Below are 308 nucleotides of genomic sequence, written 5' to 3'. Positions count from 1 at the left end.
ATCGTGAACACCACCCACGGTAGTGACCACATCAAGGCCAACATCCTGAACCCGCACCCGGTATGCAACTCCGGTGAGGACTACCGCACCGTCGTCTACAAGGTCGACGACAAGTTCACCCCGGCTGGCACCATCTCTGCCACCAACCAGTCGAAGAACACCATCCCGCTGACGCAGGAGCTGTCCAAGACTCAGACCATCTCCATCAGCATCAAGGGTGACCGCACGGAGACCACCAGCGTCAACCTGGGCGGCGAAGGCTCTGCCAAGGATGCCAAGGGCAGCGTTGGCATCGCCTACGAGCTGGC

The 308-nt window shown here is 60.7% G+C and carries 1 pseudogene; it reads left to right on the top strand.

The window, feature by feature from the left end:
- Positions 1-308 (top strand): annotated as a pseudogene (locus CYJ76_RS11970) (hypothetical protein); the annotation flags it as partial.

It is taken from the genome of Kytococcus schroeteri (genome assembly GCF_002847825.1).
GTDB classification, from domain to species: Bacteria; Actinomycetota; Actinomycetes; order Actinomycetales; family Dermatophilaceae; genus Kytococcus; species Kytococcus schroeteri.
The sequence above is the reverse complement of the archived record's forward strand: the minus strand, read 5'-3'. Positions and strand labels throughout refer to the sequence as shown.